6 protein-coding genes and 1 pseudogene are annotated in these 10,301 nt (G+C 70.5%); 5 read left to right on the forward strand and 2 right to left on the reverse strand.

What is annotated here, in order from left to right:
- Positions 1-199: 199 nt before the first annotated feature.
- On the reverse strand, positions 200-2,695 hold the full coding sequence (locus ACIRVK_RS44420; RefSeq protein WP_404257697.1) for an ATP-binding protein: 2,496 nt from the start codon (positions 2,693-2,695) through the stop codon (positions 200-202).
- Between the two features lie 235 nt (positions 2,696-2,930).
- Here ACIRVK_RS44420 and ACIRVK_RS44425 point away from each other — a divergent pair, with 235 nt between their 5' ends.
- Positions 2,931-4,505, forward strand: coding sequence for a Na+/H+ antiporter (locus ACIRVK_RS44425; RefSeq protein ID WP_404257699.1), 1,575 nt, complete (start codon positions 2,931-2,933; stop codon positions 4,503-4,505).
- Here the strand turns inward: ACIRVK_RS44425 and ACIRVK_RS44430 are convergent.
- Positions 4,502-6,076: a hypothetical protein gene (locus ACIRVK_RS44430; protein ID WP_404257701.1), complete on the reverse strand. Its 1,575-nt coding sequence runs from the start codon at positions 6,074-6,076 to the stop codon at positions 4,502-4,504. The genes ACIRVK_RS44425 and ACIRVK_RS44430 overlap by 4 nt on opposite strands.
- A 305-nt stretch (positions 6,077-6,381) precedes the next feature.
- On the opposite strand from ACIRVK_RS44430, the pseudogene ACIRVK_RS44435 reads away from it, so the two are divergent.
- The 4 genes and pseudogenes from ACIRVK_RS44435 to ACIRVK_RS44450 all read left to right on the forward strand — a co-directional run.
- Positions 6,382-6,930, forward strand: a pseudogene (locus tag ACIRVK_RS44435) (aminotransferase class I/II-fold pyridoxal phosphate-dependent enzyme); the annotation flags it as partial.
- 61 nt (positions 6,931-6,991) lie between these two features.
- A complete protein-coding gene (locus tag ACIRVK_RS44440) occupies positions 6,992-7,228 on the forward strand; it encodes a hypothetical protein (protein WP_404257707.1) in 237 nt (78 codons plus the stop codon).
- 262 nt (positions 7,229-7,490) lie between these two features.
- Positions 7,491-9,446: an amino acid transporter gene (locus ACIRVK_RS44445; protein WP_404257703.1), complete on the forward strand. Its 1,956-nt coding sequence runs from the start codon at positions 7,491-7,493 to the stop codon at positions 9,444-9,446.
- A gap of 98 nt (positions 9,447-9,544) precedes the next feature.
- The gene (locus tag ACIRVK_RS44450) at positions 9,545-10,063 is read left to right on the forward strand and encodes a hypothetical protein (RefSeq protein ID WP_404257705.1); all 519 of its coding nucleotides are present in this window, start codon (positions 9,545-9,547) and stop codon (positions 10,061-10,063) included.
- The last annotated feature ends 238 nt before the right edge of the window (positions 10,064-10,301 follow it).

The following is a 10,301-nucleotide window of genomic DNA, read 5'->3' on the forward strand; positions in this document are numbered from 1 at the left end:
GCCCCCACCACCCCCCGGTGCTTCGGGGGGGGGTTGGTGTGCGACACACTGGGGGGGATGGGGAGGGGGGGGTGGGCGACCCGGCGGGGGGCGGCGACCCGGGCTGTCCGGGCGCGCGGGTCTCCCAGCGACCAGGTCCGGAGTGTGGCGCGGGCCCTTCCTCTACGGTGCTGCCTCCAGGCGCCGGTCACTGTGCTCATCACGCGCCTCCTGCGTTCTGCTCGGTCGGTACGGCGCTCAGGGTTTGTGCCGCGAACGGCAGCGACACGACCATCGTGAGGCCGCCGCCGGGGGTGTCCTCGGGGCTGAGGGTGCCGTTCATGGCCTCGGTCAGGCCACGGGCGAGGGCCAGTCCCAGGCCGAGGCCGGTGGTGTTGTCGGTGTCGCCGAGGCGCTGGAAGGGCTCGAAGAGATGGTCGCGGCCGTCTGCGGGCAGTCCGGGTCCGCGGTCCACGATCCGCAGCTCCACTCGGCCGGCCAGGGCACTGGCGGTCACCAGCGCTCTCTTGCCCACCGGTGTGTGGCGGGCGGCGTTGCCGACGAGGTTGGCGATCACCCGTTCCAGCAGCGGCGGGTCGGCGAGCACCGCCGGGATCTCCTCCAGGTCCACCACGTCGACGTCGGAGACATCTGCGAGGGCCATGGGGAGGACCTCCTCCAGGGAGGTGGCCCTCAGGTTCAGCGTGAGGGCGCCCGCTTCGAGGCGGCTGAGGTCGAGGAGGTTCTCCACGAGACGGTTGAGCTTGGCCATGGACTCGTCGGCGGTGGCGAGGAGTTCGTCCCGGTCCTCGGGTGAGAACTCGACATCACGGCTGCGCAGCGAGGCGACCGCGGCCCAGCCCGCGGCGAGCGGGGTGCGCAGGTCGTGCCCGACGGCCCGCAGCAGAGCCGTACGCAGCCGGTCGGCGGCCTTGACCGGCTCCACCTCGGCGGCGGCCTCGGCGAGCCGGGCCCGCTCGACCGCCGAGCCGACGTGCGCGGCGAACGCGGCCAGCACCCGCCGCTCGGACGACGACAGTGTGCGGCCCCGCAGCGCGAGCCAGGCGCCGGGACCGGCGGGAACGGCTGTCACGCCCACCTCCTCGGGCGGCTCGTCCACCAGCTCGGCCGATTCCATACCGAAGGTCTCGCGGGTCCGCTGCAGCAGGGCCGGGATGGTCGCTTCGCCCCGCACGATGCTGCCAGCCAGGGACGACATGGTCTCCGCTTCGGCCGTGGCGCGGGCGGAGCGGCGCGACAGGCGCAGGGAGCGGTCCACGACGGCGGCCACTATGGCGGCCACCACGGCGAACACCGCGAGGGCGAGCAGGGCGTTCGGGTCGTCGAGGGTGAAGGCGCCGATGGGCGGGATGAACCAGTAGTTGAGCAGCAGGGAAGCCGTCACCGACGCGATCACCGCCGAGGCGACGCCGCCTATGCAGGCGACGCCCACCACGGCGAGCAGGAACAGCAGGGCCTCGCTGGTCAGGTTCAGTGTTCCGCGCAGTTGTGCGAGGACGAGCGTGAGCAGCACGGGCAGCAGCAGGCCGGTCACCGGGCCGGCGATCAGCCGTGCCGTGGACAGGGTGCGCCGCCGCGAGGGCAGGAGGGTGCCGCGGCCGGATCGCTCGTGGGTGACCCGGTGGACGTCGATGTCCCCGGACAGCTCGGTCACGGTCTCCCCCGTGCCTTGGCCGGTCAGGAACCGGGCCAGCCGGCCGCGGCGGCTGGTGCCCAGCACGAGCTGGGTGGCGTTCTCGGCGCGCGCGAACTCCACCAACGTGGAGGCAACGTCGTCGCCGACCACCGAGTGATAGCTTCCCCCCAGGTCCTCGACGAGTCTGCGCTGACGGGCGAGTGAGGCGTGCGAGACGCCTGCCGCGAGACCGTCGCTGCGGGCCACGTGTACAGCGAGGAGATCCCCTCCCGCCGACCGATCGGCGATCCTGGCCGCCCGCCTGATCAGGGTGTCACCCTCCGGGCCGCCGGTCAGCGCGACGACCACCCGCTCGCGCGTCTCCCACACCCGGCCGATGCCGTGCTGCGAGCGGTACTCCTGCAACGCCTCGTCGACCCGGTCGGCCACCCACAGCAGCGCCAACTGCCGCAGAGCCGTCAGATTGCCCGGCCGGAAGTAGTTGGCGAGCGCCGCGTCGACCTTCTCCGGGGCGTAGATATTGCCGTGCGCCATCCGACGGCGCAGACCCTCGGGCGGCATGTCCACCAGCTCAACCTGGTGGGCTCGGCGTACGACCTCGTCGGGCACGGTCTCGTGCTGCGGCACCCCGGTGATCTTCTCGACCACGTCGTTGAGGGACTCCAGGTGCTGGATGTTCAGCGCGGTGATCACGTCCACGCCGGCGTCGAGCAGGGCCTCGATGTCCTGCCAGCGCTTGGGGTTGCGGCCCTCGCCAGGGACGTTCGTGTGGGCGAACTCGTCGACGATCGCCACCTGGGGGCGACGGGCAAGCAACGCGGCCAAGTCCATCTCCTCGAACCGTCCGCCGCGATAGGCACAGGACGTCCGAGGCACGGTCTCCAGACCGTTGAGCATCGCCTCCGTGAGCGGGCGCCCATGGCACTCCGCGAACCCCACCACCACATCCGCACCGCGGGCGGCACGGCGCCGCCCCTCGTCGAGCATGCGGTAGGTCTTGCCGACTCCCGGGGCAGCCCCGAGGTAGACCTTCAGTCGTCCGGGCCGTACGTCACTCATCGCCGCCGACGCGCTCCGCTCACTGGATCAACTCCCCTGTCCCCAGGGATCCCTCATCCCAAGGAAGCCCCTTCGCCGGCCGGTCGGCTCGGTTGTTAGCGCTTCCTTGGCACCCGTCCCGGAGACCTTGACACTGTCTTGACGTGACCTGGCCCGATAGGGTGAAGGCAGGTGTGCCGGGAAGTCTGGTCGGCCGGGAGCCAAGGCGGTTCTCCGTTAGCCCCAGGGGGACGGCATGCGCAGCGTCGGTACGGTTCTCGCCCTCGTGGTTCTCGCCACGGTGGTCGCCACGTTCGCGCGCCGCTGGCGCATCCCAGCCCCGTCCCTTCTCGTGGTCGCCGGTCTCGCGGTGGCACTGCTGCCCGGCACTCCGCAGATCGAGATCAGCCCCGACATCATCGGCCTGGTCGTGCTGCCGCCGCTGCTGTACGCCTCCGCCGAGGAGATGCCCTGGCGGGAGCTACGGGCGGTGTGGAAACCGGTCGGGATCCTCGCCATCGGGCTGGTCCTGGCCTCGGCCGCCGCCGTGAGCGCGGTAGCAGTGTGGGTGACGCCCCTGTCCTGGCAGATGGCGTTCGTGCTGGGTGCGGTCCTGGCCAGCACCGACCCGGTCGCAGTCACCGCGCTCGGGCGGCGCCTGTCGCTGCCGCCGAAGGTGCAGGTCCTCGTCCAGGCGGAGAGCCTGTTCAACGACGCGACCTCGCTGGTGCTGGTGCGGGTGGCGGCCGGTATCGCCATCGCGTCGGCGGCGGCGAACTGGGGCGCGGCGGGCGGCCAGTTCCTGTTGCTGGCCGGCGGCGGCACGCTGATCGGCGCCGCCGTGGCCGCAGTGATCGCCCTGATCCGGCGGCGTACCGAGGATCCGGTCCTGGAGACGGTGATCGCCCTGGTCACCCCGTACGCCGCCTACCTGCTGGCGGAGGCCGCGCACACCTCCGGCGTGACCTCGTGCGTGGTCGCCGGGGTCGTCCTCGGTGGCCGGGGCGACCGGCTCACCAACGCCCGCATCCGGCTCCAGCTGCACGCGGTGTACGGCACGGTGGTCTTCCTGCTGGAGAGCGTGGTGTTCTCCCTCATCGGCCTGGCACTGCCCGCGGAGGTGCAGGCCCTGGCCGACGGCGACCGGTCCTGGCCGCTCTACGCCCTCGCCGTCGCTGGCACGCTCATCGCCGTACGACTGCTGTGGATCGCCCCACTGTCGGCGGTCGTCCAGCGCAAGGCCGCGGTCGGCCGGATGAACTGGCGCATCCCGGTCGTCCTGACCTGGGCCGGCACCCGGGGCGTGATGCCGCTGGCCGCCGCCCTGTCCATCCCGGAGATCGCGAAAGACGGCACCGCCCTCGCCGACCGGCCGCTCGTCCTCGTCCTGACCACCTCGGTCGTGGTCGTCACCCTCGTCGTGCAGGGCTTCACCCTCGCCCCGGTCGTCCGCCGCTCCGGCATCGCCCTGGAGCCCGCCCACACCGAACGCGAGGAGGTCGAGGCCCGCTCCCACCTCGCCCACGCCGGCCTGGCCCGCCTGGAGGAGCTCGCGGAGCTGGAGGCCGCACCCGACATCGTTCTCGACCGGCTCCGCCGCGGCCTGACCGCCCGTCTCGACGACGCCCGCGAGCGCCTCACGGAACAGAACGGGACCACGGTCGCGGCCGAGTCCGCCGACCTCATCTACCGCCAGCTGCGCCGCGACCTGATCGCCATCGAGACGGTGGAACTGCAGCGGCTGTACGACACGCACCGCATCAGCGACACCACCCGCCGTCGGCTGCAACGCTCCCTCGACCTGGAGGAGGCCCGGTTGGCGGACGCCTAACGGAACTCGGCCAGCCTGGGCCGCAACCCCAGGGCAGTGAGGGCGACGGCGACGGCGAGCAGCCCGCCCGCCCACGGGAGCAGGCCGGTGACCGCCGAGCGGCCCGCGTCGACGGAGGCCGTGAAGTGGGCACGGTTGATATCGGTCACCTTGTCCAGGGCCGCCATCCACGCCCCGAAGTGCGCGTTGGAGGTGCCCGGATCCCAGCCCAAGCAGAACTCGACGGCCTCCTTCTCCTTCCCCGTAGCCAGCAGGGCCCGTATCTTCCGGTCGTCGCGCTGGTAGACCGCGTACGCATCAACCGTCTTCTCGGCCGCGGCCCGCTCGCCGAGGAAGGTGATGTTGCCCAGTTCCCGCCGGAACTCGCCGGTGAACCGCAGGTCGTGGTGATCGGACTCGTACGCCTTCCAGGTAGTAGCGAGTTCGGAGTCGTACGTCGACAGCGCGACGCCCTTCAGTCCGTATAGCTGCTGCGACTTGGCGAGGAAGGAGCGCGCATACTGGTCACGGCGCTGCGGGTCGAGGAGGTACCGGCTCTCGTCGGCGTTGGCGTCGTACGCGATCGCCCGAGCCCGAGAGAGGGCGACGACCGAGTCGAACGCGTCTCGTCGGGCGCCCCGCAGGTTCGCCTCCGAGGAGGCCAGCATCTGGGCGCCGAGGATCACCGCGAGCACCACGCACGCGGTGGCGGCGAGGAGGGACGGGTTCAGGATGCGACGGAAGCTCCGGGTCAGGTACCCCTGCAGTGCCCCGAGGGCGACCAGCAGGAGCAGGCCGAGGGCGACGGCGGCGAGGAGTTGGCTGGAGAGGGTGGAACGAGCCGCCGTGTACTCCGCGTCGAAGGCGCTGTCGTTCGAGGACACCAGCCTGCGGGACTCGGGCAGCAGTCGGCTCTGCAGCAGGTCGGTGGCCCTGCGGTAGTCCACGAGAGCCGACGGCTTGCCGCCGGTGCGCCCGTCGTTCTCCAGGGCGCGTCCGATCAGTTCCTGGTAGTGGGCGAAGTCGTCGGTGAGGTTCTCGACCGTCTTCTCGTCGGACCTCTCCCCCTGTGCGGCGACGGCGAGGGTGCGCAGGTCGTGCCCGATCTCGCGCCGCGCGTCGCCGTAGAAGCCGACCGCCTTCTCGTACGGCGTCTGCAGGCGGCCCTTCCCCGCGTCGCCGTTGGACAGCAGGATGTTGGCGGCCTGGGCGTCCATGTCGTTGAGGGCGAGGTCGAGGTCGGCGGCGCTGGTCGTGCGCGGCGCGTCGCGTCCGGCCACCCCGTCCCACATGCCGTTCGCGGCCAGGCCGGCGACGGTCAGCAGCACCGCCAGGGCAGCGGCGAGCAGGATCGTGGCCGCCCGCAGAAGACGCAGCCGCGCGGGCACGGTGGCCCAGAAGCGGCGGCGCAGAGCGGCCCGCTCGGCCACGGTCTGCCGGGCAGGGCGCAGCCCCAGGCCTGGATCGCGCGAACCCTCCGGTCCGCGGGGCCCGGAGCTGCCGCCGGCCGGGGCGATCGCCTCTTGCCGTGGCGGGGTCTCCCCCTCGGTCCGAGGACCCTGACCCTGCGCTGTGCCGGCCGTGAGAATCACGGTCCCTCCAACGTCACACCACGGACGGTCGCCCGTCCCCCCGTCGCCCATCAGTGTGCGACCGGATTCGGCCACGGGCAGCTGTCATTGACGGGTTCCTGATGACTACTCAGCCGGGTTTGACGGGACCTTGACGGCGCTCACGCCGGACCCGTATGAAAGCCGCAAATTCCGCGCCGAACAGGGTTGTTCGGCCATCGAACGCGGATAGGTATCGATCACATAAGCCGGTGTTGCATCCACTGGTTGAACCTGGTCTGTTTCCGACCGGCTGGGCATCGGGCTTCGGCACCATCCGCGCGCTGATGCACCGCCGCGACCACATCCTCCTCGACAAGCTCTCCCACGACTCCCTGCGCCAGGGCGCCGCTGCCAGCGGGGCCACGGTGGAGTTCTTCCGGCATCTCGACAACGACGCCGTCCGCCACCACCTCGCCGGCATCCGGGCCAATGACACCAAGAACGCCGTCCTCGTCGTCACCGAGGGCGTCTTCTCCATGGACTCCGACACCCCGCATCTGGCCGAACTCCTCGGCATCTGCCGCGAGTTCGACGCCCAGCTGATGGTCGACGTCGCCCACGACTTCGGCGCCTTGGGCGAGGCCGGCGGCGGTCAGCTGGAGGTGCACGGCATCCTCGGCCAGGTCGACTTCGTCGTCGGCGCGTTCTCCAAGACCTTCGCCACCACCGGCGGCTTCCTGGCGACGCCGTCCGCCTCCGCGCGGGAGTACGTGCGCATGTTCGGGGGCCCACAGACCTTCTCCAGCGCCATCACCCCCGTACAGACGGCGGTCGCCCTCGCGGCCCTGGGGATCGTGACCTCGCCGGAGGGCGCGCGGCGCGGTAAAGCCGTGGCAGCCGTCGCCACCCGCCTGCGCGAGGGACTCACCGCGCGTGGCCTGGAGGTCATGGGGGATGTCGTCTGCCCGGTCCCTCATCGGCGACACCCGCACCGGCCGCACCGCCTCCGGCCTCATCGCCCGCGCCGGACTCATCGCCCACCTCGTCGAACAGCCGGCCGTCGCCTCCGATGCGGCCCGCTTCCGCCTGCAGGCCATGGCGGACCACACCGCGGACGACATCGACGCGGCGATCGACATCCTCGACACCTGCATACGCGCGGCCCGCCAGTCCATCGCCTCGACCCGCTGAGCCCGCACTCGCATCTGTGGCCGGGCGGGACCCGTTCGAGACGTCCCGCCCGGCCCGCGCGGGGTCAACGAATTCGACGTCCGATGGCTCGGATGTCATCGTCCCGCTGCACTTTTGGCATGCCCCGGTCGCGCTTTAGCGCAGTCTTGACGCCGATGGAGCCCTCTCCCATGTGCCCGCACGTGACTGTCTGCCTACGCTGGTGCCGCCGTCCGCGTGATGGCCCAAAAGCCACGCTGAGCAGCACATCAGGAGCACGCCGATGGCCACGACGGAACACCCTGCGCCCAGCCGCCTGCGCACCTGGATGTTGGAGGGGCTGTCCGACATGGGCAGGAGCGGCGGCCACACGGGACCACACGCCCAGCCGGAATCCCCGCACAAGGGCCAGCGCTGGTGGCGCGTGATGTGCCTGACCGGTGTGGACTACTTCTCCACCCTCGGCTACCAGCCGGGCATCGCAGCCCTGGCGGCCGGCCTGCTGTCGCCGATCGCAACCGTCGTGCTCGTGATCGTCACCCTGGCCGGCGCCCTGCCAGTCTACCGCCGGGTGGCCGAGGAGAGCCCGCACGGCGAGGGCTCGATCGCCATGCTGGAACGGCTGCTGTCCTTCTGGCAGGGCAAACTCTTCGTCCTCGCCCTGCTCGGCTTCGCCGCCACCGACTTCCTGATCACCATCACCCTGTCGGCCGCCGACACCTCCACCCACCTGGTCGAGAACCCACATTTGACGAGCACCCTGCACGGCCAGCAGATGCTCATCACGCTCATCCTGGTCGCCCTGCTCGGCGCGGTCTTCCTCAAGGGCTTCCTGGAGGCCATCGGCGTCGCGGTCGCCCTCGTCGGCGTCTACCTCGCCCTGAACGTTGTCGTGGTGTGCGTCGGCTTTTGGCACGTCCTCACTGCCAGTCACGTGGTCACCGACTGGACCAGCGCCCTGACCGCGGAGCACGGCAACATCTTCGTCATGATCGGCGTCTCACTGATCGTCTTCCCGAAGCTCGCGCTCGGCCTGTCCGGCTTCGAGACCGGCGTCGCCGTCATGCCGCACGTCCAAGGCGACCCAGGCGACACCGAGCAGCAGCCGACCGGCCGGATCCGGGACACCAGGAAGCTACTCACGACAGCCGCCGTCATCATGAGCGTCTTCCTGATCACGACCAGCTTCATCACCACCGTGCTGATCCCGGAGAAGGAGTTCAAGACCGGCGGCCAGGCGAACGGCCGCGCCCTCGCCTACCTGGCACACCAGTACCTGGGCAGCGCGTTCGGCACGGTGTACGACATCTCGACCATCGCCATCCTGTGGTTCGCCGGCGCCTCCGCGATGGCGGGCCTGCTCAACCTGATGCCGCGCTACCTGCCCCGCTACGGCATGGCCCCCCACTGGGCCCGCGCCGTACGGCCCATGGTCATCGTCTTCACCCTGATCGCCTTCCTCGTCACCTGGATCTTCGACGCCAACGTGGACGCCCAGGGCGGCGCCTACGCCACCGGCGTCCTGGTGCTGATCACCTCCGCGGCGATCGCCGTGACCATCGCCGCGCACAAGGCCGGTCAGCGCAACTGGACCATCGCGTTCGCCGTCATCTCGGCCGTGTTCGTGTACACGACGGTCGTGAACGTCATCGAGCGCCCTGATGGCGTGAAGATCGGCGCCTGCTTCATCGCCGGCATCATCCTCGTCTCCCTGCTGTCCCGGCTGGCCCGCGCCTTCGAACTGCGCGTCACGCACATCGAGCTCGACGACATGGCGGAACGCTTCATCCGGGACACGGCCAGCCGCAAGATACGGTTCATCGCCAACGAACCCGACCGCCGCGACAAGGCCGAGTATCGCGACAAGATCGAGCAGATCCGCGCCGACAACGACATGCCGGAGGCGGAGGACTTCGTCTTCGTCGAGGTCACGGTCACCGACCCCTCCGAGTTCGAGGGCGGCCTCACGGTCCGCGGCGAGGTCCTGCACAACCGCTACCGCGTCCTGACCGTGGAGTCCGCCTCCATCCCTAACGCCCTGGCCGCACTCCTGCTCCACGTCCGCAACAGCACGGGGTGCATCCCGCACATCTACTTCGAGTGGACCGAGGGCAGCCCCTTCGCCAACTTCCTGCGCTTCTTCCTCTTCGGCCAGGGCGAGGTCGCTCCGGTCACCCGAGAAGTCCTCCGAGAGGCGGAGCCGGACCGCGCCCGCAGGCCGAGAGTGCACACCGGCTGACGTCCGGCGTCAGAATCCCGTCAAGATACGCCCGTACAGCGCTAGGACCCCGTCAGCGACGGTCGCCGACCCCCGCGAAGGCGCCTAGCGTCAGCGCCATGGGACGGAGCGGACGGGCAGGCTCGGCCGGCGACCGCCACTGGCGTGGCAGCGTCCGGCTCGCTGCGGGCTGCGCCCTGATCTTCTGCGCCATGAGCGTCCTGGTCGACTGGGACGCGGGAAGCCTGACGCCCCTCCGCACCCTGCTCTGGATCAGCCTGTCGGCCGCCGTATGCGCCGTCCTGCTGCCGCCACGGGTGACCGCGGGCCCCGGCTGGCTGGCAGTACGCGCCCCCTGGCGCCGACGAGTGATCCACACGAATGCCCTGACAGCCGTACGACAGTACAACGGCGTCTCTTCCCACCTTGTCCTGCGGGACACCCACGGCCACACCCTGGAACTCGACCCCCGCGTCCTCACCGCCAACCCGCTGCTCTGGCACGAGCTCGACACGGGCGTCCGCCGCTCCCTCGAACGCGGAACGCTCCGCCACGGCGCGGACGTCATGCAACGCCTGGGGAATCACATCGACGACGAGACGGCCGAGGCGGTACTGCGGGCGTCGGGACTTTCCTGACAGCAAAAAGCACCTTCCCCGCCCCCGACACAAGCCCGTGCATCGCTGAGATGACAGAAATAACCCTGGGTATTCAGCGGAATTGGGTGATCTGACGCCCCGATAGTAGAAAGGTGCCGTTGACCTGCGAGGATGCGAGTGTCTATTGATCCGAAACTCAAAGGGTTCTATTCGAGGATGTAGCGGACGTGTCGGCCGCCGAAGTAGCCGCGGACGATGTGCGGCTGGCGTTGACGGC

It is taken from the genome of Streptomyces sp. NPDC101152, assembly GCF_044768275.1.
GTDB lineage: Bacteria > Actinomycetota > Actinomycetes > Streptomycetales > Streptomycetaceae > Streptomyces.

What these genes read in the sequence shown, in the direction of transcription:
- ACIRVK_RS44450 (WP_404257705.1), top strand. Translation starts at nt 9,545, where the DNA reads ATGGGACGGAGCGGACGGGCAGGCTCGGCCGGCGACCGCCACTGGCGT.
- ACIRVK_RS44445 (WP_404257703.1), top strand. Translation starts at nt 7,491, where the DNA reads ATGGCCACGACGGAACACCCTGCGCCCAGCCGCCTGCGCACCTGGATG.
- ACIRVK_RS44420 (WP_404257697.1), bottom strand. Translation starts at nt 2,695, where the DNA reads ATGAGTGACGTACGGCCCGGACGACTGAAGGTCTACCTCGGGGCTGCC.
- ACIRVK_RS44425 (WP_404257699.1), top strand. Translation starts at nt 2,931, where the DNA reads ATGCGCAGCGTCGGTACGGTTCTCGCCCTCGTGGTTCTCGCCACGGTG.
- ACIRVK_RS44440 (WP_404257707.1), top strand. Translation starts at nt 6,992, where the DNA reads ATGTCGTCTGCCCGGTCCCTCATCGGCGACACCCGCACCGGCCGCACC.